This window comes from Afifella sp. JA880, assembly GCF_025379905.1.
GTDB lineage: Bacteria > Pseudomonadota > Alphaproteobacteria > Rhizobiales > Afifellaceae > Afifella > Afifella aestuarii.
This window is the reverse complement of sequence record NZ_JAOANH010000001.1, coordinates 1,512,879-1,538,731: the sequence shown is the minus strand read 5'-3', so window position 1 is coordinate 1,538,731 and position 25,853 is coordinate 1,512,879. Positions and strand designations below refer to the sequence as shown.

The window sequence follows — 25,853 nt, the reverse complement described above, 5'->3', positions numbered from 1 at the left end:
CCAGCATAAATGGGCTCATGCAAGCGGAAGAGATATCAGGTCTGGCTGAGATCGCCGGCGATTACGAGGCGATTTTGTGCGACGTCTGGGGCGTCATCCATAACGGTGTCGCCGCACATCCCGGCGCCGTGGAGGCGCTGTGCCGTTTCCGCGAGAAGGGCGGACGCGTGGCGCTCATCACCAATGCGCCGCGTCCGAACGGTCCGGTCCGCGAGCAGCTTCTGGCGCTCGGCTGCCCCGATGACGCCTATGACGCGATCGTCACCTCCGGCGACGTGACCCGCCAGGCGATCTCCGGTTATGCCAAGAAGGGCGGCATCTGCCATATCGGCCCCGACCGGGATCTGTCGCTCTATGACGGGCTCGACGTGACGTTGGTGGGGCCCGACGAGGCGGTCGCCATCAGCTGCACGGGCCTGTCGGAAGACGACGTCGAAACGCCCGACGATTATCGCCCGCTCCTGGAAAGACTTGCCGGGCGTGGCATTCCGATGGTCTGCGCCAATCCCGACGTCGTTGTTGAACGCGGCGGCACCCTCGTCTGGTGCGCCGGTGCGCTTGCCGAGCTCTATGAAGAACTCGGCTGCGAGGTGATCCTCGTCGGCAAGCCCTTCGCGCCGATGTACGATGCGGCCTTGGCGACCCTCGGCCATCCGTCCCGCGAAAAAGTTCTGGCGATCGGCGACGCCTTCAACACCGATATCCGCGGGGCCAACCAGGCGGGCATCGACTGCTTGATGGTGACGGCCGGCATTCACGCCCATGAATTCGGCCATCCCGAAAAGCCGGATCTCGACAAGGTGCGCAGCCGCCTCATCGAGGAAGAGCGTCATGTCGTGGCGTTCCTGCCGCGCCTCGTCTGGTCCGCCGGCGGTGCAGGCGCGACTTCGTCCGATCCTCTCCGCTGATCTCTCGTCCGATGCCGTCTTCGTCCGTTTCCATTGCGACCTTCGATTGCCTGCCAGACGAATGGCGAAATGCCGTCGTCGCGATCGGCAATTTCGATGGCATGCATCGCGGTCACCAGGCCGTGCTCGCAGCCGCCCAGGCGGAAGCTGAGCATCTCGGCGCGCCCTGCATCCTTCTCACCTTCGAGCCGCATCCGCGCTCCTTCTTCGCGCCCGACAAGCCGCTCTTCCGTCTGACGGAGCCTGTGATGCGGGCAAGTGTCGCCTCCGCCCTCGGCCTCAACGGTGTCGTCGTCGCGCATTTCGATGCGGCCTTCGCCGAAACCTCGGCGGAAGATTTCGTGCGCCGCTTCCTCATCGAGAAGCTTCAGCTGCGCCATGCCGTCACCGGCTATGATTTCCATTTCGGCCATCGTCGCCAGGGCACGCCGGAATTCCTGCAGCGTCAGGGTGTGCTTTCCTCTTTCGGCGTGACCGTCGTCGACAAGCACGGCGATGAAGAAGGGGCCGTCTCATCGAGCCGGATCCGCGCCGCTCTTGAGGAAGGTCGGGTCGAGGAGGCGCGTCAGCTTCTGGGCTGGACCTGGTCAGTGGCGGCGAAAGTTGTCCACGGTGACCGGCGTGGCCGCGATCTGGGCTTTCCGACAGCCAATATGGTCTTGCCGGCTTCCTGCGATCTGCGTCAGGGCATCTATGCGGTGCGCTACACCCGGCCGGATGGTCGGGTGCACGATGGCGTCGCGAGTTTCGGCCGCCGCCCGACCTTCGACGACGGCGCCCCCAAGCTCGAGACGTTCCTGTTCGATTTCGAAGGCGATCTCTATGGCGAGATGGGCCTCGTCTCGCTCGTCGATTGGATCCGCGCCGAGGAGCGCTTCGATTCCATCGAGGCTCTGGTGGCGCAGATGAACGAGGACGCGGCGACCGCGCGCAGGATTTTGGCAAACCACCCCCTCGCAGATTTCGATCGCCGCATCGCCGCGGACTGGCCGCGCATCGAGGGGGAAGCTGAAGCTCTCGGGCTCGCCTGACCCCTATTCGCTGAGCACGTTTCCCTTCAGCGTATCTTCGACGCGTCATAATCCTCGCAATCGGCTGGGCGGTCCTTATGGTGAACCGCTCATATGTCTGCTGCTGCGGAGGTTTGATGATGCGTTTCTGGCATTTGGTCCTCGTGACCGCTTCGCTCCTTCTGGCTCCGCTGGCCGCCGGCGCCGGTCCCGCGGACGCCGGTCCCTCGAGCGATCCGGATCTCTATGAGGCGCAAACGATCGTCACCGGGGAGCGCGAGGAGACGCGGCTTCCGGCGTTCGAGGAGTGCCTTCTGAAGGTTCTCGTCAAAGTCTCCGGCGCGCCCATCGCGCGCGGCGATCCTCGCGTTTCAGAACTCCTCGCGACAGCGCCCTCCTTCGTCCGTGCCTACCGCTATCACGACCGCATGGAAGGAATCCCGCATCACGACGAGCAGGGCTCGCGCGATCGTCCCTATGATCTCACGGTCAGCTTCGATGCGGCGAAGATCGACGCCGCGCTCAACGGCCTTGGCTATGAAGCCTGGCTCGACCGGCCGACGCTTGCTGTTCTGGTCGCGGTTCTCACCGAAGGCCGGCGGTATCTTCTGACGCGCGACGGCAAGCGAGGCATCGATCAGAAGGACGCGCTGGAAGCTGCGGCGCACCAATACGGGCTTGCGATCGTCCTGCCCGCGCAATCCATCCTGGAGGAAAAGGACGCTGTCTCCGTGCCTTCGGGGGAGGGCGAGATGGAAGATCTCCGCCCGTTTGCGAGCGCGCTCGAGACGGAGGTCGCCCTTGGCGGCTCGATCGCCTGGGACGCGACGGCGCTCGGGTGGAAGGCCAAGTGGCATCTCCAAACTGCCGAGGGCGAGACGGCCGACTGGCAGGTCGCTGGCTTGAGCTTCGACGATGCGTTTCGCAATGCCATGGCGGGAGCCGCCGCGATGCTGTCCGGCCATGCCGATGAAGCGGCGGGCCTGGAAAGGAAGTGAACTCCCGCTCCGGCGCAAGCGTCTCCGCCTCTCGTTCTTCCACTGTCGCGCACCGGCTGCGTCAGCGGCTTTTCATCGCCGCGGCTCTCGGTTACAAGCCGCCCCATGCGAGCCGAGATCATAGCCCTTCTGCGAATTAGCCGCCCGGCCTCTGTCTGAGAGGTCGGGAAGCGCATTGCCGGGCCGCGATCGCATTCGATCGACGCGCTTTTTCATAGAATTCTGAGCTCAGGATATGACGATGAGCGACCAAAAAGCCGCCGCGAACGAGGCGGAGCGAGACTATTCGAAGACCCTGTTTCTGCCGAAGACCGACTTCCCCATGCGCGCCGGCCTCCCCAAGAAGGAGCCGGAAATCCTCGCGCGCTGGGAGAAGATGGATCTCTATAAGCGCCAGCGCGAGGAGGCCTCGGGGCGGGAGAAATACGTCCTGCATGACGGCCCTCCCTACGCCAACGGCAACATCCATATCGGCACGGGTCTCAACAAGATCCTGAAGGACGTCATCGTGCGCTCGCGCCAGATGATGGGCTTCGACGCCAATTACGTGCCCGGCTGGGACTGCCACGGCCTGCCGATCGAGTGGAAGGTCGAGGAAAACCTGCGCGCCAAGGGCCAGTCGAAGGATTCCGTCGACAAAGTCGAATTGCGCCGGATGTGCCGCGACTTCGCCACCCACTGGGTCGGCGTCCAGTCCGAGGAGTTTCAGCGGCTCGGCGTCATCGGCGACTTCAAGGATCCGTATCTGACGATGAGCTTCGATGCCGAGGCGGTCATCGCCGAGGAATTGCTGAAGTTCGCCGGCTCCGGTCAGCTTTACCGTGGCTCCAAGCCGGTGATGTGGTCGGTGGTGGAGAAGACGGCGCTCGCCGAGGCCGAGGTCGAGTATCACGATTACGAATCCGACACGATCTGGGTGAAGTTCCCAGTGCTTGGGGACGGGCCGCTTGCCGGCGCTTCCGTCGTCATCTGGACGACGACGCCCTGGACGATGCCCGGCAACCGTGCCGTCGCCTATTCGCCGCGCATCTCTTACGGCCTCTATGAGGTGACGCAGGCGCCGGAAGAGAACTGGGCGAAGGTCGGCGACCGCCTGGTGCTGGCCGACGTTCTGGCGGCCGACGTCTTCAAGAATGCGCGCGTCGAGGCCTATGAGCGCCGCGGCGATGTCGACCCGGCGTCGATCGCGCGCTGCGCCCATCCGTTCCGCGATTCCGGCCTCGGCGGCTATCAGTTCGACGTGCCGATGATGGCCGGCGAGCATGTGACGGAGGATACGGGTACGGGCTTCGTCCACACCGCCCCCGGTCACGGTCGCGAAGACTTTGACGTGTGGATGGAAAAGGCGAGCGAGCTCCGCCGCGAGGGCATCGACACCACGATCCCCTATACGGTCGACGAGAACGGCGCCTTCACACCCGATGCGCCGGGTTTCGAAGGCGTGCGCGTCATCGACGACAAGGGCAAGAAGGGCGACGCCAACAAGGTTGTCATCGAGGCGCTCGTGAAGGCGGGGCGGCTTCTCGCCCGCGGCCGGCTGAAGCACCAGTATCCGCATTCCTGGCGCTCCAAGAAGCCGGTCATCTTCCGCAACACGCCGCAATGGTTCGTCTATATGGATGAGCCGATCGAAGGCAGCGAAACCCTGCGCGCCCGCGCTCTCGAGGCGATCGAGGCGACGCGGTTCTATCCGGCCGCCGGCAAGAACCGCCTCAAGGGCATGATCGAACATCGCCCGGACTGGGTCCTGTCACGTCAGCGCGCCTGGGGCGTGCCGATCGCCGTCTTCGTGAACAAGGAGACGGGTGCCCTGTTGCGCAACGACGAGGTGGATGCCCGCATCGTCTCCGTCTTCCGCGAGGAAGGGGCCGACGCCTGGTTCAAGGACGGCGCAAAAGCACGCTTCCTCGACGGCCTGGTGGAAGATGCCGAGGCCTGGGAGAAGGTCGACGACATTCTCGACGTGTGGTTCGATTCCGGCTCCACCCATGCTTTCGTCCTGCGCAAGCGGGCGGATCTCAAATGGCCGGCGGATGTCTATCTCGAAGGCTCCGACCAGCATCGCGGTTGGTTCCATTCCTCGCTTCTGGAAAGCTGCGGCACCAATGGCCGTGCGCCCTACGACGCCGTGGTGACGCATGGCTTCGTTATGGCCGAGGACGGCCGCAAAATGTCGAAGTCGCTCGGCAATCAGGTGACGCCGCAGCAGGTGATCGAGCAGTCGGGCGCCGACATTCTGCGCCTGTGGGTCGTCTCCTCGGATTATTCGGAGGATCTCAGGATCGGTCCGGAAATCCTGAAGACGAACGCCGATTCCTACCGCAAGCTGCGCAACACCATCCGCTGGATGCTGGGCTCGCTTGCCCATTTCCGCCCGGAGGAGCGGGTTGAACCCGCCGACATGCCGGAGCTGGAGCGGCTCATCCTGTCGGAGCTCGTGCGTCTGGAGAAGACGGTGACGAGCGCCTACGAGGTCTTCGACTTCAAGCGCGCCTTCTTCGCCATCTTCAACTTCATGACCATCGACCTGTCGTCGGAATATTTCGATATCCGCAAGGATGCGCTCTATTGCGATCCGGCGTCGTCGCTGCGCCGCCGCGCGGCGCTGACGGTCATCGACCGGCTCTTCGATGCGCTCGTCAAATGGCTGGCGCCGCTGCTGCCGTTCACGGCGGAGGAGGCCTGGATGGCCCGCTTCGGCGAGGATGCCTGCGTCCATCTCGAACTCTTCCCGCAGATCCCGGCCCAATGGCGCAACGAGGCGCTCGAAGAGCGCTGGGAGCGGATCTGGACGGTGCGTCGCGTCGTCATGGGCGCGCTCGAAGTGGAGCGGCGCGAGAAGCGCATCGGCTCGTCTCTGGAGGCGGCGCCGATCGTCCATATCGCCGACGAGGAGCTGCTTGCGATCTTGAAGGAGATCGATCTCGCCGAGATCGCCATCACCTCGGGTGTCGTCCTTGAACTGGGCGAGGGCCCGGCGGAGGCGTTCCGGCTCGCCGATATTCCAGGCGTCGCCGTCGTCCCGGCGAAGGCGGAAGGGCGCAAATGCGCCCGCTCCTGGAAGATCACGCCCGAGGTCGGCGCCGATCCCGAATATCCCGACATCACGCCGCGCGATGCGGCGGCGATGCGCGAATGGGAAAAGGCACAGGCCGCGTGACGCTGGCACAGCCGATCATTTTGGCGGCGACGGGACTTGGCGTCCCGGCCGCCGCCGAAAACCCGGTTGCCGAAGGCCCGGTTGCTGGAAGGAAGGCCGCATGACGCCCTTCCGTTTCGGCGTTGCCGTTGCCGTGCTCGCGGCCATTCTCGACCAGGCGCACAAGGCCTTCATGCTCGGGCCCTATGCCATTGCCGAGAAGGGGCGCGTGGCGCTGACGCCGTTCCTCGATCTCATCCTCGTCTGGAATCGCGGCGTCAGCTACGGCCTCTTCACGCAGGAAAGCGACATCGGACGTTGGCTGCTCGTCGGTGTCGGATTGATCGGGGCGGCGGTGTTTTTCTACTGGCTGACGAAACTCGACCGGTTTCTGTCCGCGATTTCCGTGGGCCTCATCATCGGTGGGGCGATCGGCAACGTCATCGACCGCCTGCGCTTCGGTGCGGTGGCCGATTTCTTCCTGTTCCATATCGGCAGTTTTCAATGGTACGTCTTCAACCTCGCCGATGTGTGGATCGTCGCGGGGGTGATCGGCATGCTTCTCGCATGGGCGACCGAGCGCCCTGAAAATGCCAAACAAACGTGAAAGGCGGGCTCCTGTCGACGGATAGGGGCCTTATGCTATAAGCCGCGTCCATCTTGGCCGGCAAAGATTCCTGTCGAGCGATGGGGCAAGGGGTAGAGTTGATGGCGAATTCAGCGGCGGAAACCGCAAAGCGGCTCGTGCCGGCATCCATCGCCCTGGCAATGGGCGCGATGCTGCTGGGCGGCTGTCCGGGCAGGACCTACGGCACCGGCGAGGCGCCCGAAATGGCGATCTTTTCCGAAGTGGCTGCCGTCGGCAACCTTGGCGGCAAGGACAAGAAGCCGATCGATTATCGGCCGCGCTCGCCGCTCGTGATGCCGCCGAGCGCCGAGTTGCGGCCACCCGAGCCCGAGGCCGGGGTGCGAACGGCCAATTGGCCGACGGGCCCGCAGCCCAATGCTTCGGCGGTCGCTCTCAACCCGGCTGATCCCGACAACAACATCGCCCGGGACGACATGTCTCCGGAATATGTGTCGAGCCTGAAGCCGCTGAGCGGGATGGCCCGCAAGCGTCAGCCGGGTGAGCGCGAAGACGATGCCGAGATCGGCGTCAAATACGATCTCGTCCGCAACCGTCAGGCCGCCAAGGACGTCAAGGAGAAGATGGCCGAGGCCAAAGGCGTCGGCATCACCGAGCGGCGCTATCTGACGGATCCGCCCGAGGCCTATCGCGAGCCCGCCGAGACCGCTCCGGTCGATCCGGAGGCGACGGGCGGAAAGAAGAAGGGCAACTTCTTCACCCGGATGTTCAAGTAGCGCCATTCCGGCCTCAGCCGCCTTTTCAAACCGGACGGCCTTCGTCAGACTCGCTTTGGATTCGAAAGCGGAAACAGATCTTGGCCGTTCGCGCTCTTCCTGAGCATATCGTCAACCGCATCGCCGCCGGCGAGGTGATCGAGCGTCCTGCGAGCGTCGTCAAAGAGCTCGTGGAGAACGCCATCGACGCCGGTGCGCGGGCCGTCGAGGTGGTAACGAGCGCCGGCGGCAAGAGCCTCATCCGTGTCACCGACGACGGCGAGGGGATGTGCCGCGACGATCTCGTCGCCGCCGTGGATCGTCATTGCACCTCGAAGCTGCCGGACGACGACCTCGCCCACATCACCTCGCTCGGTTTCCGCGGCGAAGCGCTCGCCTCGATCGGCTCTGTCGCAAGGCTCTCGCTCGAAAGCCGGCACAAGAGCGAGGAGCATGGCTGGTCGATCCTCGTCGACGGTGGCCGCAAGGCCGAGCCGGTGCCGGCGGCCCGTGCGGCGGGGACGCAGGTTGAGGTGCGCGAGCTCTTTTTCGCGACACCCGCGCGGCTGAAATTCCTGCGCTCCGACCGCGCGGAGACCTCGGCCGTCACAGATCAGCTGCGCCGTATCGCGCTCGCCCATCCCGACATTCGTTTCACGCTCGCGGGCGGGGACCGCAAGACGCTCGACTGGGCGCCGCGCAAATCGCTGCTGCCGCGCCTTGGCGATATTCTGGGGGAGGAATTCGCCGACAACGCCGTCCCAGTCGCGGCCGAAAAGGAGGGTGTGCGCCTGTCGGGCTTCATTGCCCTTCCGACCTACAACCGCGCCAATTCCCTGTCGCAATTCGTCGTCGTCAACGGCCGCTCTCTGCGCGACCGGCTGCTCGCCGGTGCGATCCGTGCCGCTTATGCCGACGTTCTCGCGCGCGACCGGCATGCGGTTCTGGCGCTCTTCCTGGAGCTGTCTCCGGAAGATCTCGACGTCAACGTGCATCCCGCGAAGGCCGAGGTGCGCTTCCGCGATTCAGGTCTCGTCCGGGGTCTCATCATCCGCGCCGTGCGCGAGGCTCTGGCCGAGCACGGCTTCCGTGCCGCTTCGACCGGCGGGGTGGAGACGCTCGAAGCGCTGCGCCGCTCGTCGGCGCGGCCGCAAGGCTGGTCGGGCGGCGCACAGCGTCCTTTCGGTTATGCGCCGGGCGCCGCACCGGGCTGGCAGGGATGGGCCGCGCCGGATCCGACGGGCGAGTCTGAGGCCGCTTCGCCGATTTTCGCTATGGACGAGGCCGAGCAGCCCGCGACCTTCACCTCGGGCTTTGGCGAAGGGACACAAGCGGCCTTCGTCGATGACCGTCCGAGCGCGGAATTCCGGCAGGTCGAGACAGGCGAGGCCGTGTCCTATCCGCTCGGAGCCGCGCGGGCGCAGATCCACGAGAATTACATCGTCACCCAGACGGAAGACGGTCTCGTCATCGTCGACCAGCACGCCGCCCACGAGCGCATCGTCTATGAGCGTTTGAAAGAGGCACTCGGCGGGCGCCAGGTCCCGCGGCAGATGCTTCTCATCCCTGAAATCGTCGATCTGCCGCATGAGGATGTGGAGCGGCTCGCCGCCCGTGCCGATGAGCTTGCCGAGCTCGGCCTGGTGGTGGAGCCGTTCGGGCCGGGCGCAATCTCCGTCACCGAAACGCCGGCGCTCCTGGGCGAAGTCGATGCGGCATCGCTCGTGCGCGACATCGCCGACGATCTGGCCGAATTCGATGCGTCGACGCGCCTGCGCGAAAAGCTCGACCATGTCGCCGCCACCATGGCCTGTCACGGCTCGGTCAGATCCGGCCGGCGGATGAAGCCCGACGAGATGAACGCGCTTCTCCGCCAGATGGAAAAGACGCCCAATTCCGGCCAGTGCAACCATGGCCGGCCGACCTATGTGGCTCTGAAGCTCTCCGATATCGAGCGGCTGTTCGGCCGGCGCTGAGGGCGCCGTTCAGCCGGACGTCGGAACGCTCTCCGCTGCGTCTGCCGCCTGCAGGAAAATGAGCTGCGTGTCGCTGCTTTCGCGCTTGTCGACGAGCGCAAAACCCTCCGGCAGGGAAATCTCCGCCCGGTCGCTTTCTTCGAGTACGATGAGCGCATCGGGTTTCAGCCAGCCGCCCGCAAGGGCTGCGGCGAGCGCCTGTTCGCCGAGCCCCTTGCCGTAGGGTGGATCGCAGAAGACGAGGTCGAAGGGCGCCATCGTGCCGACGACGCCGAGCCTCGTCGCATCGCGGCGGAAGATGCGGGTCGCACCGGTCAGCGCCAAGGTCTCGATATTCTTGCGAATGAGGCTGCGGCCTTCCACGCCCTGTTCGACGAAAAGCGCGTAGCCGGCGCCGCGGGAAATCGCCTCGAGCCCGAGCGCGCCCGTGCCGGCGAAGAGATCGAGGACGCGGCTGCCCTTGGCCGGCAATCCGTGGCGATGCTCAAGGATGGAGAACAGGCTCTCGCGCAGGCGGTCCGTCGTCGGCCGCACCGCCTGGGTTTTCGGCGCCGCGAGCTGCCGCCCCTTAAGGCTTCCGCCGACGATGCGCATGGCCGCCCCTCTTGTCGCCTGTCTTCGCGTCGGCAGGCCCGGCGCGTCCGGCCCCCCCGTTTCCGGCCCCCATGTTTCCGGGCCCCATGTTTCCGGGCCTTGCGTTGCCAGACTTGGCGGTGTTGGGCCGGCCCTTGCCGAAGGTCTTCTCTGGCGCTCTCTTGTCGTCGCCCTTCCTGTCCCGGCTTTTCTTATCGCTGCGGCCGGTGACGGCGCGCTCGCCGGAGGTGGCCTGCCGCTCGGGATATGGAGTTTTGGCGCCGGAGGAGCGCGGTGACCTCGCCTCGCTCTCGCTCGCGCCTCTGCCGGACTTGGCCGCGCCTCGACGCGGGGCCTGATCAGGGCCCGCTGAAGGCCCGGCGCCGCGTCGGCCGCCTTTGCGGCCCGCGGGCGCGCCGTCCTTGCCGCCCGCCTGCGACTTGTCGCCCGCTGGGTTTGTCGGGCGGGGAGGGGCGGTGAAATCCGCCCCGGAGGCCTCAGCCAGACGCTCGCCGAGCTGGTCGCGCAACGTCCGCCCTGGCACTTCCTTGACGGTGCCGACCGGCAGATCGCCGAGCTGGAACGGACCGTAGGAGACGCGGATGAGGCGGTTCACGACGAGGCCGAGATGTTCGAGCACCCGCTTCACCTCGCGGTTCTTGCCCTCGCGAAGTCCGAGGAGAAGCCAGACATTGTCGCCCTGCTGTCGTTCCAGGACGGCATCGATCGGCCCGTAGAGCATGCCGCCGACGGCGATGCCGCGCTTCAGCCGATCGAGCGTCTCCTGGTCGATGCGGCCATGCGCCCGCACCCGGTAGCGTCTCAGCCAGCCGGTCGACGGGAGCTCCAGCACACGCGCCAGCCCGCCATCGTTGGTGAGAAGGAGAAGACCTTCGGTGTTGATGTCGAGCCGGCCGACGCTCATCACCCGCGGCAGATCGGGCGGCAGGGCGGCGAAGACCGTCGGCCGCCCTTCCGGATCGCGCTGCGTGCACACGAGGCCTTTCGGCTTGTGATAGAGAAAAAGACGGCTTCTTTCGCGCGCCTGCAGCGGCTGGCCGTCGACGACGATCTTGTCGCGCTCGGTGACTGTGATGGCTGGTGTCGTCAAGACCCGGCCGTTGAGGCTGACGCGGCCTGCCGCAATCCAGCTTTCTGCTTCGCGGCGCGAGCATAGCCCGGCGCGCGCCATCACTTTCGCGATGCGCTCGCCCTTGTCCGGCCCGTCTTGCGCTTCTGAGGTTTTCTGCCCACTCATGCGGCAAGCTCTAGCAGAGGCGTCGCGACCAGGCGAGATGAGACGAAGCCCCTTTATGACAGAAGCGCTCGCAGAGGCGGAAGCGGCCGCCGCACGTGGCGAGGTGCCCGTCGGTGCGGTGCTGGTGCGAAACGGCGAAATTATCGCGCGCGCCGGCAATCGCACGCTCGCCGACCGGGATCCGAGTGCGCACGCGGAAATGCTGGTTCTTCGCGCCGGTGCCGCGACGCTGAACTCCGAAAGGCTGACGGGCTGCGACCTCTATGTGACGCTTGAGCCCTGCACCATGTGTGCGGCGGCGATCAGCTTCGCGCGCATTCGACGGCTCTATTATGCCGCGGAGGATGTGAAGGGCGGCGCGGTCGACAACGGTGTGCGCTTCTTCTCTGCGCCGACCTGCCATCATGCGCCCGAGGTCTATTCCGGCATCGCGGAGGGCGCGGCCTCTGAGCTTTTGCGGAGCTTTTTCAAAGACCGGCGCGGGTCTTAGCGCGTTAGTGCGCCAGGCCGATCTCCGCCTGGAGCTTGGAAGCGGCGGGAGCATCGCTGCGCTCGAAGGGCGAATCGATGATGTGTTCGAGGCGCCGCTTCAAATCGTCCTTGAGCGGCTCGTTGAGCGAGATGATCTGCTCGCTCTTCAGGAAGTCGAGGATGAAGAAGCCGTTGATTTCCGGCCTGAACAGGATGTCCGGCCGCCGCCGCTTCAGCTTTTCCGCCTGCACCGACTGCATGGAGATCTGGGCGGCGCCGATGATCGTCTCCAGCAGCCCCGGGACCTTGTCCGGGTCTCCGTTCGGCCCGCCGGCCACGTCGGAGGCGACGATCAGGGATTTGTCGAGACAGAGATCTATGGGCAGCGGATTGACGGCGCCGCCGTCGATCTGGATGCGTCCGTTGATCGACACGGGCTTGAAGACGGAGGGAATTGCGATCGAGGCGGCGATCGCCGGCCGGAGTTCGCCCGTCTCCATCACCGTCTCGCACCAGCCGTAGAAGTCGCAGGAGACGACCTTGAGCGGGATCTTCAGCTCTTCGAAGGTTTCCGGCACCACTTCGATGCCCGGCACGAAGTTCTCCAGCACCCGCAGCGTATCGAACTGCGCCTGCAAGAGGCGGCCCCGGAGGATGTCGCCGAAGCCGATCGGACGCGTCTGCCACAGGCGGGAATAGAGCTCTCGTCTCTGGCCGAAGAATTCGATCGCCCGCTCGCGCATCTCCCGACCGGACAGGCCGCTCGCATAACCCGCGCCAATGATGGCGCCGATCGAGGTGCCTGCGATCAAAGCGGGCTTCAGGCCGAGCTCGTCGAAGACTTCGCAGACGAGAATATGCGCCATGCCGCGGGCGCCGCCCCCGCCGAGCGCCAGACCGATATCGTGATTCAAGCTCATCCTTTAGCTCCCGGGCCTTTTCGCCCGCATCGGCCTCCCGCCTGCCTCTCCTCCCCGGTCTTTTTTCGCTCCAACGGTTCGTGAGGAAGTTATCGTCTTCGTGAACCGTAGAGGCGCTGCATGAAGGTTTTACAACCAACGCGCGACAGCTGTTTTGGTGCCGCTTTTGGTCCTGCGGCCTGCAAAGCCATCATGACGTCTTGTTATTTGGTGCGCCTGAAGAGCACCTGAAAGCGCGTTCAGCCCCGGCGGCTCGCTGCCTCTCCGATGTCGGAACGGCAGAAGCCCTCGGGCCAGTCGATGCGGCCGACGGCTTCATAGGCCCGCTTGCGCGCCTCAGTGAGATCGGCCCCAATTGCGCCGACATTGAGGACGCGCCCGCCGGCGGCAAGAATGTCGTCATCGACGCGACGTGTGCCGGCGTGAAAGACTTTTGCTCCTTCGATCGCCGCGGCTTCCTCCAGCCCCTTGATGATGCTGCCCTTCTCGTAAGGGCCGGGATAGCCCTTGGCGGCCATGACGACGGTGAGCGCCGGCTCCTTGCGCCAGGCGATGGAGGTGCGGTCGAGCGTGCCGGCGACTGCCGCATCGAGAAGCGCCAGGAGATCGCTTTCAAGCCGCATCATCAGAACCTGGCATTCCGGATCACCGAAGCGGACATTGTATTCGATGAGTTTCGGGCCGTCGGCCGTGATCATCAGCCCGGCATAGAGCACGCCGCAGAACGGCATGTCCCGCTTCGCCATCGCGGCAAGCGTCGGCTCGATGATCTCTCGCATCGTTCGCGCCTGGGTGGCGACATCCATCACGGGGGCGGGCGAATAGGCACCCATGCCGCCGGTATTGGGGCCCTCGTCGCCGTCATAGGCGCGCTTGAAATCCTGTGCCGTCGTCAGCGGACGTGCCGTCTTGCCGTCGCACAAGACGAAGAAGCTCGCCTCTTCCCCGACGAGATGCTCTTCGATGACGACCTGGGCGCCGTCCTCCAGAAAGATCGCTTCCACCGCCTTGCGCGCGTCTTCCGGCGTCGTGGCGATGGTAACGCCCTTGCCGGCGGCGAGGCCGTCGGCCTTTACGACGACGGGCAGGGCGTGTTTTTCCACATAGGCGAGCGCGCTTTTGCGGTCGCTGAAGGCCTCGTAGCCAGCGGTCGGGATATTCTCCTGTGCACACAATGCCTTGGTGAAGACCTTCGAGCCTTCGAGCTGTGCTGCCGCCGCACTGGGCCCGAAGGCGCGGATCTTCGCCTCCTTGAGCCGATCGACGAGGCCTGCCACGAGCGGGCCCTCCGGACCGACCACGACGAGGTCGATCGCTTCCTTGCGGCAGAAATCGGCGACGGCGCGGTTGTCTGAAGAATCAAGTGGGACGCATTCCGCGACATTCGCGATGCCGGCATTCCCCGGCGCGGCAAACAATTTGCTCAAGCGCGGCGACGCCGCCAGCGCTCCGGCGAGCGCATGCTCGCGGCCGCCTCCTCCGATCAACAAAACCCGCACGTTTCAAGCCTCCTGAAGCGCTAAACCCCTCGCGCCTTATAGGTCGGGGTGATAAGCCGCAGCAGCCCATTCTTAAAGGGGCTTGACCTTCTCTCCCACTTTCGGTGAGCAAACGTCATGACAGACAATGCCGCACAGGGCGGAGCGCTCCCGGATTCCGTCTCCCGCCATTGGCTCGACCGGTTCGCTCCGGACTGGTTGAAGCCCTACGGACGGCTGGCCCGCTGGGACCGGCCGATCGGCTGGTGGCTGCTTCTGTGGCCGTGCTGGTGGTCGTCCGCGCTCGCATCGATTGCCGATGGCCGCGCGTTCCCCCCGATCTGGCAGCTCATCCTGTTCCTCATCGGCGCCGTCGCCATGCGCGGGGCAGGCTGCACCTACAACGATCTCGTCGACCAGGATATCGATGCCAAGGTAGCGCGCACGCGCGCCCGGCCGATCCCGTCGGGGGCCGTCAGCCTCAAGCGGGCGCTTCTGTTTCTCTTCTTGCAATGCCTGGTTGGGCTTCTCGTCCTCATTCAGTTCAACGCCTTCACCATCGGCCTTGGCTTCGCCTCGCTCGTCTTCGTGGCGGTCTATCCGTTCATGAAGCGGGTCACGAATTGGCCGCAGGTCGTCCTCGGTATCTCGTTTTCCTGGGGTGCGCTCGTCGGCTGGGCGGCGATCTTCGGCTCGCTCGGCTGGGCGCCGGTGCTGCTTTATGCCGCCGCGATTTCCTGGACCGTCGCCTACGACACGATCTACGCGCATCAGGACAAGGAAGACGACGCCTTGATCGGCATCGGCTCGACGGCGCAGTTTTTCGGCGCCCATACGCGCCGGGCTCTCGTCGGCTTCTTTGGGCTCGCTGTGGCGCTGCTTTTAGGCGCGGTGATGCTCGCCGGCGGCGGCTACTTTGCCTATCTCGGGCTCTTGGGCGTTGCTGCGCATTTTGCCTGGCAGGTGGCGACGCTCGACACCGAGGATGCCGACAATTGCCTGCTGCGCTTCCGCTCAAACCGGGATGCCGGGGCCATCATCTTTGCGGGCCTCTGCCTGGACGCGCTGTTCAAGGCTCTTTTCGGCTGACATCAGGGGGCGCCTAACCGGGCCGCCCGGCCGAGGCCGGGCGCAGGTTTTGGAAAGATCTGCCGGTGGCGGGTCAGGTGCGCGCGATCAACTCGTCGCCGTTGATGGGCTCCTGCTCGTCCAACCCGCCGATCCTGCGACGCGCCAGAAAGCGTGGGCGTTTCGTGTTGCGCAGGGGGCGCCGGGTGCGCAGCTTCGAGCGGCCTCCGTCGAGACGCTTCGAGACGTGAACGTCGCCGGCAAAGCTGCTCTTCAAATGCGCGCTCAGGGCGTCACGGAAGGTCTTGGCCTCCTCCAGTGGCAAGGTCTGAGCGAGGGTGAGCGTCAGCCCAGGGTCGTCATGCTCGACGACGATGCAATAGCCCCCGATCTCGCGCACGAGGCGGACGCCGTTGAAGGCGCTGTGGGCGACATCGAGGAGGCAGCGCATGCCAGCGACGGTGCGCTCGACCACGACGCGTTCGCTGGCGAAAAGCGCCACCGCCCGTCCGCCTTCAGCCGTCGTCGCCGCATACCATCCAAAGGTCTCGAAGACGGCGGGCCGCCGCGTTTGGCAACCCGTTGTCTTGTCTTCGACCAGTTTCTGTTCTGTTTGACGCATGTTTTTTTGCCCGGCCTGTTTGGCTCTTTCCTCGGCTTTTGCCGATTTGATAGCCGAGAGGATCGCGCCTCGCATCTGCGGATTGCTTAAAGGGCTTGGTTAAGACTGTGTCTCTGTCTGTGAGGGTAAGCGAACTCTGAACATTGCGCTTTTGCGACGGCGCACGATATGGCAGTGCGATGGATCAATCTGACACTCAAATTCCGGCCGACGAGACGGAGCGCAATCGCGCCGATCGGACGCTTCTGGCAGATGCCGCGCGCCGCGCCGGCACGCTTGCGATGCGCCATTTCCGGCACGATCCGGAGAACTGGAGCAAGGCCGGCGGCTCGCCGGTCTGCGTGGCCGACATGGAGGTCGATGCCTTTCTGCGCGAGGCGCTTCTGGCCGCTCGGCCGGATTATGGTTGGCTTTCCGAAGAGACGGCGGACAATCCGCGCCGGCTCGAATGTCGCAGCGTATTCGTGGTCGATCCGATCGACGGAACCCGAGGTTTCCTAGCCGGCGACCCGCATTGGTGCATTTCGATCGCCGTCGTGCGCGACGGCCGCCCGGGCGCGGCGGTGCTTTTTGCCCCCGCTCTCGATCGCCTGATGACGGCGACGCTGGGCGAGGGGGCGAGCGAAGACGGTGAAAAAATCACGGTGGCGGACCGTCACACTTTGAGCGACTGCGCCATTGCCGGGCCGAATTCTTGGTTCAAAAGCGAGGTCTGGCGCGAGCATTCTGTGAGGCCTTCGCGGTATTTGCCCTCGCTCGCCTGGCGCTTTGCCAACGTGGCTGACGCATCTTTCGATGCGGCCTTCGCGCGCCCTCGGGCACATGACTGGGATCTTGCGGCGTGTGATCTTTTGGTGCACGAAGCCGGTGGCCGGCTGACCGCGTTGGACGGACGGCCGCCCGTCTACAACCGGGCGGAGCTGCGGCATGGAACGCTTGCTGCCGCCAATCCGGGACTGCAGGACAAATTGCTTGCCGTTCTGCGCCGGGTCGAAGAGGAGCGCGCGGCGCGCGCCGGGATCTCTCACTGATCAAGGGCCATATATGACCTCTGAACCTCGCGAAGCGAAAAGCGGACAGCTTCTCCACCTCGTTTTCGGTGGCGAGCTGAGCGATCTACGCGGTCTTCATTTCACCGATCTCGAAGCGCTCGACATCGTCGGCGTCTATCCGAACTACGCCGAGGCCTACAAAGCCTGGAAGGAAAAGGCGCAGATGACGGTGGACAATGCGCATATGCGCTATTTCATCGTGCATCTGCACCGATTGCTCGATCCTGAACATGACCCAAAGCGGTAGTTCCGGCGAAATCAGCCGGGACGGTGGCAGTGATACTCTGACGGTCGAGGACATCTCGGCCTATGCCGTCATGCGGCGGCTTCTGGTCGATATTCTCTGGCCACATCGTCGCGTCCTTTTCGTCGCGCTGATCAGCATGGTTGTCGGCGCAGCGACGTCTGGCGCCGTGCCGTTCCTGATTCAGGTCGTCGCGGACGAGGTGTTCGTCGCCAAGAACGAAATGCTTCTCTATCTGCTGCCGGTGGCGATCATCCTCGTCATGGGCGTGCGCGGCGTTGCCGATTGGACGTCCAAGGTCACCGATGCGTGGCTCGGCAACAAGGTCGTCTCCGAATTGCGCATCCGCATGTTCGAGACGCTGACGAAGGCCGATCTCGCCTGGGTGGAGCGCACGCATTCGGGCCGCTTCGTCTCCGCTTTCGTCAACGACGCCGATATCGTCCAGCGCGCGGCCGCCAAAACCATGACAGCGCTCGTCAAGGATTCGCTGACGGTGCTCTTTCTGACGGCGTCGATGTTCTACATGGACTGGCGACTGGCGCTCCTCGTCTGCGCGGGCATGCCGTTCGCCTATTTGTATCTGACGCGCCAGCGCAAGCGCATTTCCGGCTCCGTGCGGCGCTCGCTCAAGGAAGCGGGCGATCTCGGCAGCATGCTGACGCAGACGCTGCAATCCCTGCGCGTCGTCAAGGCCTATCGCCAGGAGCAGCGCGAGGCCGAGCGCTTCCACGTCATCGTCGACAACATCGTCCGCTATCTGATGAAGACGGCGCGCTCACGTGCTGCCGTTGGCCCGGTCACCGAGACGCTGTCGGGGGTCGGCATCGCCGCCGCGATCTTCTATGGCGGCTGGCAGGGGATTTACGGCAACGTCTCGCTTGGCCACTTCGCCGGCTTTTTGACGGCTGCGATGCTGACCTATCCGCCGATGCGCACTCTGGCCCAGACCCAGGCGCAGCTTTCTGAGGGCGTGACCGCGGCAAGCCGCATCTTTGCCGTGATCGATCATTCCGCGATCGTCGCGGAAAAGCCCGGCGCCAAGCCGCTCAATGTGCGCGAAGCACGCATCCGCTTCGAGCATGTCGACTTTTCCTATGACAACGGCACGCCGGTCCTGCGTGATTTCGACCTGTCGATCGAACCGGGACAGAAAGTCGCTTTGGTCGGACCAAGCGGCGCCGGCAAGAGCACCGTTCTCAATCTCGCCTTGCGCTTTTTCGATCCGAGCGGCGGACGCATTCTCATCGACGGTCAGGATGTTCGCGACGTCACCTTGCCGAGCGTGCGTGGTGCATCTGCGCTCCTGACGCAGGACCCTGTTCTGTTCGACGAGACGATCCGGACCAACATCGCCTATGGATCGGAAGAGGCGTCGCAGGAGCAGATCATCGAAGCCGCCAAAGCTGCGGCGGCGCATGATTTCATTTCCCGTCTTCCGAACGGCTATGAGACGCATGTGGGCGAAGCCGGAGGGCGGTTGTCGGGCGGCGAACGGCAGCGCGTGGCTTTTGCGCGCGCCATGCTGCGCGATGCCCCGATCCTGCTTCTCGACGAGCCGACGAGCGCGCTCGATGCGGAAGCCGAAGCCAAGGTGCAGACCGCTCTCGACGGATTGCTGAAAGGGCGCACGGTTCTGATGATCGCGCATCGCCTGTCGACGGTGAAACGGGCCGATCTCATCTGCGTCATGGTCGAAGGACGCATCGTCGAGCGTGGCAGCCACCACGAGCTGATCGCCAAGAACGGCGCCTATGCGCGCATGTTTCACACGCAGTTCGTTGGCGAGGCACCAGCCTTGGCGGCTGCCGGACGCTGAGCATGCTGAAGACACTTGCGCGGAACCCCAAAGTGTCCCGGTTCGTGGGACGCGCGGCCGGCGCCTATCTGAGATTCGTGCGCCGAACGACGCGTTTTGCGACCGACCCCGCGGAGCCTTATTCCAAGATCGAGGGCAAGCTACCGATCATCGGTGCCTGCTGGCACGGGCAGCATTTCCTGGTGCCGCTGATGCGGCGCGAGGGGCACGACTTCGCCGTGCTCGTCTCCCGCTCTGCCGATGGAGCGATCAACGCCGCCGCGGTCGAGGCGATGGGACTCAAGGTGGTGCGGGGCTCCGGCGGTCGCGACCGTTTGAAGGCCGCCAAGAAGGGCGGCGTCGCAGGATTTCTCGGAATGCTCGATGCTTTGGAGCATGGCCTGTCGGTCGCGCAGACCGCCGATGTGCCGCGGGGCACCCCGAGGCGTTGCGGCGAGGGCGTGGTCAAACTCGCACAGCATTCCGGGCGTCCGATCGTGCCGCTTGGCGTCGCCACGAAGTGGCGCATCGATCTTGGCAGCTGGGACCGGGCCCGCATTCCGCTTCCCTTCGGGCGCGGCGGCTTTGCGCTCGGCGATCCGATCTTCGTTCCCGCAAAGGCGACGCCGGAAGAGTTGGAAGCCCTTCGTCTGTCGGCCGAGGAGGGCTTGAATCAAGTTCTGGCAAAGGCGGAAGAGCTCGCGGGGATCCCCCATGCGTGAAATCGACGGCCCCCCGATGCAGGAAATCGACGGACGTGGTTTCTGGGACCGTGTCGCCTTTGCCGCCTGGCGCAGCGCCGGCCGGCTCGTCGAGCCCGCTGCGGCCCTGCTTCTGCGCGAGCGGGAGCGACGCGGCAAAGAAGAGGGCGAACGGCTGGCGGAGCGCCGCGGCATTCCCGGTCGCAAGCGGCCGGCAGGTCCGCTCGTCTGGGTGCATGCGGCGAGTGTCGGCGAGACGAATGCTGTCCTCGCTCTGATTTCGGCCATTCAGGAGCAGGGGCTCGGCGTCCTTTTGACGACCGGCACGGTGACCTCCGCAAAGATCGCCCGCGCCCGGCTGAAGGGCAACGCCATCCACCAATATGTGCCGCTCGACGTGCCGCGCTATTGCGCCCGCTTCGTCCAGCATTGGCGTCCCGGACTGGCGATCTTCGTGGAATCGGAGCTGTGGCCCGTCGCCATGGACGAGCTGTCGCGGCATGGCGTGCCGCTCGTCGTCGTCAATGGCCGCATGTCTCCGCGCTCTTTCCGCCGGTGGCGGCAGAGCGGCCCGCTCGGACGGTCGATCATGCGGCGCATCTCGCTGTGCCTGGCCCAGACGGGCGATGACGCCGCCCGCTTCAAGGCGCTCGGCATGGACAAGGTCATGGTCAGCGGCAATCTCAAATTCGATGCGCCGGAACCGTCCGCGCCAGCCGCGGAGCTTGCCGCCTTCCGTGAAACCATCAAGGGACGGCCCGTCTTTCTGGGCGCGAGCCTGCATCCGGGAGAGGACGAGCAGGTTCTGGCTGCTGCGGAGAAGCTGCGCGCCGTGCGTCCCGATCTTCTGACGATATTGGCGCCGCGCCACCCGGAACGGGCCCCGGCGCTGGCTGATCTTTGCCGCAATGCGGGACTGACGCCCGCGTTGCGCTCGGCCGGCGATATGCCCGACATGACGAAACCCGTCTTCATCGCCGACACGATCGGCGAGATGGGGCTGTGGTACAGGCTGGCGGACGTGACCTTTCTCGGCGGCACTCTCATCCCGCATGGCGGACAGAACCCGATCGAGCCGGCGAAACTCGCAGTGCCGATCCTGCACGGACCGCATACGGCGAATTTCGCCGAAATCTTCGCGGCGTTGCGCTCGGCCGATGCCGTCGGCGAAGTGAGCGGGGCGGATGATCTCGCCGCCCAGGCCGAAGCGCTGTTCGCCAATCCCGAGCACCGGCGCCAGCGCGTCGATGCGGCCACGCATTGCATCGAAAGCCTGACGGGCGCGCTGGAGCGGAGCCTCGACGCGTTGCGTCCCTATCTGCCGGTAAAACCTGCCGTCGCCCAGGTCGGCGAGGCGCGCTGAGCCATGCATGCGCCGTCCTTTTGGTGGCGGAAGGGCGCAGCTCTCGGCCGGGCGCTCGCCCCGGCAGGCTGGTTATATGGCTGGTTCACGGCCCGGCGGATGCGCCAATCTGGTGAGGCGGCGACATGCCCAGTTCTGTGCGTGGGCAATTTCACCCTCGGCGGTTCCGGCAAGACCCCGCTCTCCCTGGCGCTCGGTCGCCTGGCGATAGAGAAGGGGCATAAGCCCGGATATCTGTCACGCGGTTATGGGGGCTCGACCAAGGGTCCGCTCGCAGTCGATCGCAGCCATCATTCGGCGGACGAGGTGGGCGACGAGCCACTGCTTCTGGCTTCTGTCGCACCGACCGTGGTGGCGCGCGACCGTGTCGCCGGCGCAAGACTTCTCGCAGAAAAAGGTGCGGACCTCGTCATCATGGATGACGGCTTTCAAAATCCGAGCCTTACGAAGACGGTCTCGCTCGTCGTCGTCGATGGGGCGAGGGGAACAGGCAACGGCTTCGTCTTTCCGGCGGGGCCGCTGCGCGCGCCCATGAGGTCGCAGCTTCCGCTCGCCGACTGCGTCTTCATCATGGGCGAAGGCGAGCCGGGCGATGCCATGGCGGCGACGGCCGAAGCGGAAGGCCTGCCGGTCTTCCGCGGCATGCTGCGACCAAGCGGCTGCGGCGCATGGCAGAATGAAAGGTTTCTCGCTTTCGCGGGGATCGGCGCGCCGGAGCGCTTTTTTCGCTCGCTTGAAGACGTGGGGGCCGTGGTTGCGATACGGCAGCCATTTCCCGATCACCACCCCTACAGCGAAGAGGATTGTCGGAGGCTCGTCGCAGACGCCGAGCGCGCCGGCCTGAAGCTCGTGACAACGGAAAAGGACGCCGCGCGTCTCACCGGACAAGGAGGGGCGCGGCAGGCGCTCTATGAGCGGCTCACCGTGTTTCCGGTCGAGGCCGATATTCCCGGAAGGGAAGCTCTGTGGGCCTGGCTCGCCGAGCGCCTCTTCTGAGGCGGCGTGTGTCTGCGGGCTATCCGGCCGCCTTGGCGTCGCGCAGCTCGAGCTCGCGCTTCAAGGACGCCGCCGCATCGGCATAGGGCTCCTGCCGGTCGACGCTCCAATAGCGCAGCTCCGAAAGCGGTATGTGCGTGCCCGTGACGGCACATGTCACGAACGTGCCGGGAACCGTCACCTGGAAATCTCCATCGAGATAGCGGATTTTGGCCTCGCCGCCGGGGCCTATGCCTTCATATCTGTTCATGATCTCTAACTAATGGCTTTTGGACGGGAATTGAAGCCGCATCAGGCCCGCTCGGTTTCACGCGCGGGCGGTGGCGGAACGTGGTCGTCGTCTTCTTCCTCGTCGCGCGCGCGGTGTTTTTCCGGCGGGACGAGAGGTTCGGGCTCGACCTTTTGCGGATGCATCAGGTGACGGCCGGAGGAGAAGTCGCCGCTCCTCTGCCAGGAGAGCCTCTCCGCATCGCGCCGCCGCACATCTTCCAGCGTTGCCTGGACTTCTTCGCGATCGAAGCCGATCGCCATCAGCGCTTCGCCGCCGAAGACGAGACCCGATTCGTAGGTCTCTCGCAGCTCGTAATCGACGCCCTTTTCGATGAGTTCGAGCGTGTGCGCCCGGTCCCAGGCGCGCGCGTAGATCTCCGCCTGGTCGAACTCCGCGACGAGAATGTCGACGATCCGGTTGGTGGTTTCCCGCTGGTCGACGCAGACGCAAATGAGCTTGGCTTCCTCGGCGCCGGCGGCGCGCAACACGTCGATGCGGGTGCCGTCGCCAAAATAGATGCGGAAGCCGAAGCGGGCGGCCTGGCGGATGCGTTCCGCATTCGCCTCGATGATCGTCACATTGACGTTGCGGGCGAGCAGCACCTGACTGACGATCTGTCCGAAGCGGCCGAAGCCGATCACCAGCACCTCGCCGCCGGCTCCCTCGAAATCCTCTTCCATGGCGTCTTCGTCCTCTTCGATGAGGAGGAATTTGCTGAGCCAGAGCGACAGTGGCGTGAGCGCCATGGAGAAGGTGACGATCGCTGCGACGAAGGAGGTCTCGGACGGCCAGAGCGCCCGTGTGGCGGCCGCCGAGGCGAAAAGAACGAAGGCGAATTCACCGGCCTGAGGCAACAGGGTGGCGGTGCGGACCGCATTGTTGTGGCTGGCACCGAAGAGCCGATTGAGACCGTAGAGGATCGCGCCCTTGAGGAGCATGACGATCGGCACGACGAGGAGGATGCGCCACCAGGCCACGAGCACGCTCGACAGATTGATCGACATGCCGACGGCGATGAAGAAAAGGCCGAGAAGGAGCCCGCGAAACGGCTCGATATTGGCCTCCAGCTCGTGGCGAAACGAGGAATCGGCAAGCATCACACCGGCGATGAAGGCGCCCATGGCCATCGACATGCCGGCCATGTCCATGATGGCCGCGGCTGCGAGCACGACCAGAAGTGCCGCGGCGGTCATGATTTCGCGCGCCTTGGTGGCTGCGAGGAGGCGGAACATCGGATTGAGCAGAAAGCGGCCGGCGAGAAGCAGGAGGCCGGTGGCGACAACGAGCTTGATCACCTCCACCAGCCCGCTCGAGGCCGCATTCTCCGTATTGCCCGGCGACATCAGCGGCACCAGAGCCAGAAGCGGCACGATGGCGATGTCCTGAAAGAGCAGGATGGAAAAGCTCTTCTGCCCATAGGGCGTCTTCAGATCGTTCCTTTCCGCCAGATCCTGCATGCCGTAGGCGGTCGACGACATGGCGAGACCGAAGCCGATGATCAACGCCGGCTCCAGGCGCCAGCCGAACAGAAAGAAGCCGAGGCTGAGGACGATGCCGGTGATGCCGACCTGGGCCGCGCCCATGCCGAAAATATCGCGCCGCATCGTCCAGAGCTTCGAGGGCTTGAGCTCGAGGCCGATGATGAACAGAAACATGACGACGCCGAGCTCGGAGACGTGCAGGATCTGTTCCGGCTCGCTGATGAGGCGCGCCAGCGGGCCGATGATGACGCCGGCCGCCAGATAGCCGAGAACGGAGCCGAGGCCGAGACGCTTGGCAAGCGGCACCATCAGCACGGCTGCTCCAAGCAGGATCAGCGGCTCGGCAAAGAGCACAGCATTGGTGGCGCCGGCGGCTTCCGCGACGGCTTCCGCTGTTGAAGCGGCCATTCCAGTCAGCCTCGAAGGATTTGTATGAGACGATACAGTCTTAATGCCGCCGCTTGAAGAGGGCGAAAGTGCAAGAGGGCCAGGACTTGCGGCGGTATCTTAAAAAAAGCCGTGATCGAGGGGCGTCGTTCGCACTGCGGCTTGAGGTGAGCGCACGCATCAACCTCTGTTTCCGCCGCGCGAGGCCGTCGCGCGGCAGGTAGTCGTGTTGCAGGAAGCGCGGCCCGGCATAACGGACCGAGCGAAAGTCCTGGATTAGAGTGCTTCGAGAACTGCAGCTGCCGTCGACTTCTCCGCATCTGACGGCGCGTCTTCGACGTAGATCGATTTCACCACACCATCGTCCACAATGGCGGCAAAGCGTGCGAGCCTTGTCCCGAGGCCCGCGCCCGAGCCGTCGATGGCAAGGCCCGCGGCCTTCGCAAATTCGGCATTCCCATCGGAAAGGAAGGGGATTTTGCCGGTGGCGCCGGTCGTCTCGGACCAGGCCTTGAGCACGAAGGGATCGTTGACGGCGACGAGCGCGATCGTGTCGACGCCGCGCTCCTTGATCGCGTCGTAATGCTCCAAAAAGCCGGGAAGATGCTTGTTCTGGCAGGTCGGCGTGAAGGCGCCGGGCACGCCGAACAGAACGACCTTCTTGCCGGGAAAAATCTCGTCCGTGGTGCGCTTTTCCGGGCCGTTTTCGCCGGAGACGAAGAAGGTGGTCCCTGGGATGCGATCGCCGGCGGAAAGGGTCATGAAGATCTCCTGATGGTAGAAACACGCAAAATCGAGGGGCGCCGCGCTTTTTGCGGGCGGCGTAGCTCCGATTTAGGGCGGCGCCGGGACGTTTGAAGTCGTCAGCGCGAAGAGAGTGTTTCGTTAGGGAAGCTTCATCGACTGCTCGATCGCCTCTCCGCCGGAGACGAGAGTGAAGCGGAGCTCCTTGCCGGACAGGGCCTCAGCCTCCTGCGGGCTCGAAAAGCCCAAGCGGTAGACGAAACTGCCGCCCTCATGCGAGCCAAGCTCAGGAACGGGGAGATAAGCTCCGTCGGGTGCCTCGGCGAAAAGGACGGGCGCTTGCTTTGGCGCGCGTTCAGCCACCACGGGGATCGTCACGTCGCTGCCGTCGCGCTGCGGGCTCTCGATCGCGAGGCCGGCCGCGGGACCCTGCTGCGGCAGTTCGGTGAGAGCCTCTTTGAGGGCGATACGAGAGCGCGGATCGTCCTTTGGCTGCGGATCGATGGTGAGCGTGGCCGCGCCGTCGGCGGGAATGCAGACGTCCTTGCACACGCCGTAGAAGGCCGAGAGTTTGAGGACGACGGGTTTGGCCGGATCGTCCGCCGTCACGAGGACGGGAAGAGCCGCCCGGTCGAAATAGACTGCCGATATGCTGGTGCCGTCGTTATAGCGTTCGGGCGCGGGATAGAGCACCTGGGCGGAGCGCAGGTTCTCGGATCCGGAAAAATCGAAACGCGGGGGAATGCCGACATCGCCGGGGCTGCGCCAATAAGTGTGCCAGCCGGGTTCGAGCTCGATTTCGATCCCCGCCATCACCTCGCCGTCGACGGGCGACGCGATCAGGCGGAGACGAGAGCGCTCCCCCTCCGACCAGTCGGATTGTGCGGCTGTGGCCGGGCCGGCAAAGATGGCGAGGGCCAGGGAGATGATTAGGGGGGTAAGAAGAAAACGTCGCTGCATACGACCACCTTGCATATGACCCAGACGGGCGGCCAATCTCTTCCGCGCTCTTATGGTCATTTCTTGGTGAGGCAAAACCCCGCCGAGCCTGTTC

The 25,853-nt window shown here is 64.9% G+C and carries 24 protein-coding genes; 15 read left to right on the top strand and 9 right to left on the bottom strand.

The genetic code is table 11. The annotated features are described in order from the left end of the window. Positions 1-17: 17 nt before the first annotated feature. The 7 genes from NYQ83_RS07265 (at position 18) to mutL (ending at position 9,372) form a co-directional block, all read left to right on the top strand. On the top strand, positions 18-908 hold the full coding sequence (locus NYQ83_RS07265) for a TIGR01459 family HAD-type hydrolase (protein ID WP_128292332.1): 891 nt from the start codon (positions 18-20) through the stop codon (positions 906-908). 11 nt (positions 909-919) lie between these two features. Next, positions 920-1,939 (top strand): bifunctional riboflavin kinase/FAD synthetase, encoded by a 1,020-nt coding sequence (locus NYQ83_RS07260; protein WP_261213619.1) that lies wholly within the window; start codon positions 920-922, stop codon positions 1,937-1,939. A 116-nt stretch (positions 1,940-2,055) separates the two neighbouring features. After that, on the top strand, positions 2,056-2,916 hold the full coding sequence (locus tag NYQ83_RS07255) for a DUF2066 domain-containing protein (protein WP_261213618.1): 861 nt from the start codon (positions 2,056-2,058) through the stop codon (positions 2,914-2,916). Positions 2,917-3,157: 241 nt separating this feature from the next. After that, positions 3,158-6,076 (top strand): isoleucine--tRNA ligase, encoded by a 2,919-nt coding sequence (gene ileS, locus NYQ83_RS07250; RefSeq protein WP_261213617.1) that lies wholly within the window; start codon positions 3,158-3,160, stop codon positions 6,074-6,076. A gap of 100 nt (positions 6,077-6,176) precedes the next feature. Further along, positions 6,177-6,662, top strand: coding sequence for a signal peptidase II (gene lspA, locus NYQ83_RS07245; protein WP_261213616.1), 486 nt, complete (start codon positions 6,177-6,179; stop codon positions 6,660-6,662). A gap of 101 nt (positions 6,663-6,763) precedes the next feature. Next, positions 6,764-7,417, top strand: coding sequence for a hypothetical protein (locus NYQ83_RS07240; protein ID WP_128292337.1), 654 nt, complete (start codon positions 6,764-6,766; stop codon positions 7,415-7,417). Between the two features lie 80 nt (positions 7,418-7,497). Further along, a complete protein-coding gene (mutL, locus tag NYQ83_RS07235) occupies positions 7,498-9,372 on the top strand; it encodes a DNA mismatch repair endonuclease MutL (protein WP_261213614.1) in 1,875 nt (624 codons plus the stop codon). A 9-nt stretch (positions 9,373-9,381) separates the two neighbouring features. Here mutL and rsmD read toward each other — a convergent pair whose 3' ends face one another. After that, the gene (gene rsmD / locus NYQ83_RS07230; RefSeq protein WP_261213612.1) at positions 9,382-9,966 is read right to left on the bottom strand and encodes a 16S rRNA (guanine(966)-N(2))-methyltransferase RsmD; all 585 of its coding nucleotides are present in this window, start codon (positions 9,964-9,966) and stop codon (positions 9,382-9,384) included. Beyond that, positions 9,941-11,203, bottom strand: coding sequence for a pseudouridine synthase (locus tag NYQ83_RS17830; protein ID WP_409976959.1), 1,263 nt, complete (start codon positions 11,201-11,203; stop codon positions 9,941-9,943). Before NYQ83_RS17830 ends, rsmD begins: the two co-directional genes overlap by 26 nt. A 37-nt stretch (positions 11,204-11,240) precedes the next feature. On the opposite strand from NYQ83_RS17830, the gene NYQ83_RS07220 reads away from it, so the two are divergent. Beyond that, positions 11,241-11,693, top strand: coding sequence for a nucleoside deaminase (locus tag NYQ83_RS07220; RefSeq protein ID WP_128292341.1), 453 nt, complete (start codon positions 11,241-11,243; stop codon positions 11,691-11,693). A gap of 4 nt (positions 11,694-11,697) precedes the next feature. Here NYQ83_RS07220 and NYQ83_RS07215 read toward each other — a convergent pair whose 3' ends face one another. Both NYQ83_RS07215 and purD read right to left on the bottom strand, forming a co-directional pair. Then, positions 11,698-12,594 carry a patatin-like phospholipase family protein gene (locus NYQ83_RS07215; RefSeq protein WP_261213610.1) on the bottom strand — a complete coding sequence of 299 codons (897 nt, stop codon included), beginning with the start codon at positions 12,592-12,594 and terminating at the stop codon, positions 11,698-11,700. A gap of 239 nt (positions 12,595-12,833) precedes the next feature. Then, positions 12,834-14,093 (bottom strand): phosphoribosylamine--glycine ligase, encoded by a 1,260-nt coding sequence (purD, locus tag NYQ83_RS07210; RefSeq protein ID WP_261213609.1) that lies wholly within the window; start codon positions 14,091-14,093, stop codon positions 12,834-12,836. Between the two features lie 117 nt (positions 14,094-14,210). On the opposite strand from purD, the gene ubiA reads away from it, so the two are divergent. Continuing rightward, positions 14,211-15,161 (top strand): 4-hydroxybenzoate octaprenyltransferase, encoded by a 951-nt coding sequence (ubiA, locus tag NYQ83_RS07205; protein ID WP_261213607.1) that lies wholly within the window; start codon positions 14,211-14,213, stop codon positions 15,159-15,161. Positions 15,162-15,234: 73 nt separating this feature from the next. On the opposite strand, the gene NYQ83_RS07200 is transcribed toward ubiA, so the two are convergent. Then, on the bottom strand, positions 15,235-15,762 hold the full coding sequence (locus tag NYQ83_RS07200) for a hypothetical protein (protein WP_128292345.1): 528 nt from the start codon (positions 15,760-15,762) through the stop codon (positions 15,235-15,237). 179 nt (positions 15,763-15,941) lie between these two features. Here NYQ83_RS07200 and NYQ83_RS07195 point away from each other — a divergent pair, with 179 nt between their 5' ends. The 6 genes from NYQ83_RS07195 to lpxK are packed head-to-tail and all read left to right on the top strand — an operon-like array spanning position 15,942 to position 21,916. Next, complete coding sequence (locus NYQ83_RS07195; RefSeq protein WP_234629527.1) at positions 15,942-16,793, top strand: 3'(2'),5'-bisphosphate nucleotidase CysQ; 852 nt, start codon at positions 15,942-15,944, stop codon at positions 16,791-16,793. 13 nt (positions 16,794-16,806) lie between these two features. Then, positions 16,807-17,061, top strand: coding sequence for a DUF4170 domain-containing protein (locus NYQ83_RS07190; RefSeq protein ID WP_092810027.1), 255 nt, complete (start codon positions 16,807-16,809; stop codon positions 17,059-17,061). Beyond that, positions 17,045-18,877 (top strand): ABC transporter ATP-binding protein, encoded by a 1,833-nt coding sequence (locus NYQ83_RS07185; protein WP_164879632.1) that lies wholly within the window; start codon positions 17,045-17,047, stop codon positions 18,875-18,877. Before NYQ83_RS07190 ends, NYQ83_RS07185 begins: the two co-directional genes overlap by 17 nt. Before the next feature lie 32 nt (positions 18,878-18,909). Then, positions 18,910-19,578, top strand: a complete 669-nt coding sequence (locus NYQ83_RS07180; RefSeq protein WP_261213602.1) for a lysophospholipid acyltransferase family protein — start codon at positions 18,910-18,912, stop codon at positions 19,576-19,578. Then, positions 19,571-20,920 carry a 3-deoxy-D-manno-octulosonic acid transferase gene (locus NYQ83_RS07175; RefSeq protein WP_261213600.1) on the top strand — a complete coding sequence of 450 codons (1,350 nt, stop codon included), beginning with the start codon at positions 19,571-19,573 and terminating at the stop codon, positions 20,918-20,920. The genes NYQ83_RS07180 and NYQ83_RS07175 overlap by 8 nt, the downstream gene beginning before the upstream one ends. A 3-nt stretch (positions 20,921-20,923) precedes the next feature. After that, positions 20,924-21,916, top strand: a complete 993-nt coding sequence (lpxK, locus tag NYQ83_RS07170) for a tetraacyldisaccharide 4'-kinase (RefSeq protein ID WP_261213599.1) — start codon at positions 20,924-20,926, stop codon at positions 21,914-21,916. A 19-nt stretch (positions 21,917-21,935) separates the two neighbouring features. Here lpxK and NYQ83_RS07165 read toward each other — a convergent pair whose 3' ends face one another. The 4 genes from NYQ83_RS07165 to NYQ83_RS07150 form a co-directional block, all read right to left on the bottom strand. After that, a complete protein-coding gene (locus NYQ83_RS07165; RefSeq protein WP_164879668.1) occupies positions 21,936-22,169 on the bottom strand; it encodes a DUF2093 domain-containing protein in 234 nt (77 codons plus the stop codon). 38 nt (positions 22,170-22,207) lie between these two features. Beyond that, the gene (locus NYQ83_RS07160; protein ID WP_128292352.1) at positions 22,208-24,076 is read right to left on the bottom strand and encodes a monovalent cation:proton antiporter-2 (CPA2) family protein; all 1,869 of its coding nucleotides are present in this window, start codon (positions 24,074-24,076) and stop codon (positions 22,208-22,210) included. 255 nt (positions 24,077-24,331) lie between these two features. Then, the gene (locus NYQ83_RS07155; RefSeq protein WP_261213595.1) at positions 24,332-24,817 is read right to left on the bottom strand and encodes a peroxiredoxin; all 486 of its coding nucleotides are present in this window, start codon (positions 24,815-24,817) and stop codon (positions 24,332-24,334) included. Positions 24,818-24,940: 123 nt separating this feature from the next. Continuing rightward, positions 24,941-25,759: a protein-disulfide reductase DsbD domain-containing protein gene (locus tag NYQ83_RS07150; RefSeq protein WP_261213593.1), complete on the bottom strand. Its 819-nt coding sequence runs from the start codon at positions 25,757-25,759 to the stop codon at positions 24,941-24,943. Positions 25,760-25,853 lie beyond the last annotated feature (94 nt).

Coding starts and splice junctions, on each gene's coding strand:
- NYQ83_RS07255 (WP_261213618.1), top strand. CDS start 2,056: ATGATGCGTTTCTGGCATTTGGTCCTCGTGACCGCTTCGCTCCTTCTG.
- NYQ83_RS07220 (WP_128292341.1), top strand. CDS start 11,241: ATGAGACGAAGCCCCTTTATGACAGAAGCGCTCGCAGAGGCGGAAGCG.
- NYQ83_RS07150 (WP_261213593.1), bottom strand. CDS start 25,759: ATGCAGCGACGTTTTCTTCTTACCCCCCTAATCATCTCCCTGGCCCTC.
- NYQ83_RS07190 (WP_092810027.1), top strand. CDS start 16,807: ATGACCTCTGAACCTCGCGAAGCGAAAAGCGGACAGCTTCTCCACCTC.
- NYQ83_RS07185 (WP_164879632.1), top strand. CDS start 17,045: ATGACCCAAAGCGGTAGTTCCGGCGAAATCAGCCGGGACGGTGGCAGT.
- ileS (WP_261213617.1), top strand. CDS start 3,158: ATGAGCGACCAAAAAGCCGCCGCGAACGAGGCGGAGCGAGACTATTCG.
- NYQ83_RS07265 (WP_128292332.1), top strand. CDS start 18: ATGCAAGCGGAAGAGATATCAGGTCTGGCTGAGATCGCCGGCGATTAC.
- rsmD (WP_261213612.1), bottom strand. CDS start 9,966: ATGCGCATCGTCGGCGGAAGCCTTAAGGGGCGGCAGCTCGCGGCGCCG.
- NYQ83_RS07200 (WP_128292345.1), bottom strand. CDS start 15,762: ATGCGTCAAACAGAACAGAAACTGGTCGAAGACAAGACAACGGGTTGC.
- NYQ83_RS07195 (WP_234629527.1), top strand. CDS start 15,942: ATGGATCAATCTGACACTCAAATTCCGGCCGACGAGACGGAGCGCAAT.
- lpxK (WP_261213599.1), top strand. CDS start 20,924: ATGCATGCGCCGTCCTTTTGGTGGCGGAAGGGCGCAGCTCTCGGCCGG.
- NYQ83_RS17830 (WP_409976959.1), bottom strand. CDS start 11,203: ATGAGTGGGCAGAAAACCTCAGAAGCGCAAGACGGGCCGGACAAGGGC.
- ubiA (WP_261213607.1), top strand. CDS start 14,211: ATGACAGACAATGCCGCACAGGGCGGAGCGCTCCCGGATTCCGTCTCC.
- NYQ83_RS07160 (WP_128292352.1), bottom strand. CDS start 24,076: ATGGCCGCTTCAACAGCGGAAGCCGTCGCGGAAGCCGCCGGCGCCACC.
- lspA (WP_261213616.1), top strand. CDS start 6,177: ATGACGCCCTTCCGTTTCGGCGTTGCCGTTGCCGTGCTCGCGGCCATT.
- NYQ83_RS07155 (WP_261213595.1), bottom strand. CDS start 24,817: ATGACCCTTTCCGCCGGCGATCGCATCCCAGGGACCACCTTCTTCGTC.
- NYQ83_RS07175 (WP_261213600.1), top strand. CDS start 19,571: ATGCGTGAAATCGACGGCCCCCCGATGCAGGAAATCGACGGACGTGGT.
- NYQ83_RS07215 (WP_261213610.1), bottom strand. CDS start 12,594: ATGAGCTTGAATCACGATATCGGTCTGGCGCTCGGCGGGGGCGGCGCC.
- NYQ83_RS07260 (WP_261213619.1), top strand. CDS start 920: ATGCCGTCTTCGTCCGTTTCCATTGCGACCTTCGATTGCCTGCCAGAC.
- NYQ83_RS07240 (WP_128292337.1), top strand. CDS start 6,764: ATGGCGAATTCAGCGGCGGAAACCGCAAAGCGGCTCGTGCCGGCATCC.